This window comes from Shewanella sp. 11B5 (assembly GCF_002836795.1).
In the GTDB taxonomy this organism is placed as follows: domain Bacteria; phylum Pseudomonadota; class Gammaproteobacteria; order Enterobacterales; family Shewanellaceae; genus Shewanella; species Shewanella frigidimarina.
In genome coordinates, this window is sequence record NZ_PJAP01000021.1 from 1 (window position 1) to 1524 (window position 1524).

Annotated in this window: 2 protein-coding genes; one reads left to right on the plus strand and one right to left on the minus strand. The window is 38.8% G+C overall.

The window, feature by feature from the left end:
* On the minus strand, positions 1–483 hold a 483-nt coding region (locus tag CXF78_RS00140; RefSeq protein ID WP_145991268.1), incomplete at its 3' end, for a lytic murein transglycosylase.
* Between the two features lie 487 nt (positions 484–970).
* On the opposite strand from CXF78_RS00140, the gene CXF78_RS00150 reads away from it, so the two are divergent.
* Positions 971–1330: a DUF2750 domain-containing protein gene (locus CXF78_RS00150; protein ID WP_041413601.1), complete on the plus strand. Its 360-nt coding sequence runs from the start codon at positions 971–973 to the stop codon at positions 1328–1330.
* The last annotated feature ends 194 nt before the right edge of the window (positions 1331–1524 follow it).

Below are 1524 nucleotides of genomic sequence, written 5' to 3' on the forward strand. Positions count from 1 at the left end.
TGCTAGCGTTGCCAATGAATCGAGCACTGGCATACTACCTTTGTAACTGCCAAAGTTGGTTTCTAAGCCCCAAAAAGCAACAATATATTGCCCAGGCACGCCATACTCTTTTGTTAGTTTAGTTAATAATGGCCCGTGTTTAGCCATCATTTTTGTACCTTGTTCAACCCGCCATGGTGTTACGCGTTTATCGAAGTAATCGCCAAAGCTAGTGGTAAATTCTGGCTGCTGATTATCTAATTCAATCACCCTAGGGACAAACTTTAAATTTGCCACCGTTGTATCGATAATCTGTTGTGAAATCCCTGCTGTTTTTGCCTTTTGCTGTAAATTAACCACACAAGTAGCAAAATCAGGATGCTCTTGAACTGGAGTAACATCGGCGACCGGATCGGGGGATGCTGACACTGCACAGGCACTTAATAAAGTGCTAGATACAAACATTGAAGCAATAAACACAGAAAAACGTCTTTGATGAGCCATGAACAACACTTAATTTACGTAAAATGAATATTGAATATCGTGACGCATCGGCTTTCAGTAAACAAGAGCTGTTAACATTAAACCCTGTTTATTTATGCTAAATTCAAGTGAAACTTGACAACACCGATGACAAGATGAGCAATAATGAAGCTGGTACTCAATGCCACAGATACTCGTGTTAAAAGCGGTACTTGATTTGAGTGATACAGACTGCTTAATAAAATAAGCGGGTTAATAAATTTAAGACTTCCGTTACTTCTACTATTTATAGAATCACCTAACAAACAACCACAAAGTACAGTTACAACATTGACGCATCGAGTCGTGTTAAGGCTAACAGCCCGATTTTCGTCTAGATTCTGTGTCAATTTAGTAGCTAAATGACCACCAAGGATCCTCATAAACAAAATTGTCATTAATTAAGCCTTTTCCTTATTCAATGAGTCCGTATAATGATGTTAATTCTCACTCATTTAAGCGATTTATCATGACAGAACAGACAGCAGCACTAACAGGCTTTATCGAAAGCGTAAAACAACATCAAGTCTTATGGGGCTTACAAGACGAAACAGGTGAAGGTTGGGTTGTATGTGACTCATCAGAATTTGAAGAAACTGATGTTATGCCACTTTGGTCAAGCGAAGCTGCTGCAAAAAGCCATTGCACTGATGAGTGGGCAGACTACAACCCAGTGACTATTACGCTGACTGAGTTTTTAGAATACTGGGTAAGTGATTTAAATGATGATGGTGTATTAATAGGTGTTGATTGGGAAGCTGAACAAGAGTGCCTAGAAATTGACCCTATCGTACTGGCTAAAGAGTTAGTTGATTTTGAAAAAGAATAATCATTAATTGATTTGATCTTACTACCCAAGCTGTTCAGCCATTGAACAGCTTTTTGATATTATTATGCCCATGCCTACACTGATTGATATTCCTTTTGACAAACGCCACACCTGTTGGTTTTGCAACGAACCCAGTAATCATATATTTGATTACTATAGAATGACTCATACTCCCCATCCCTCTCTAGCCATTC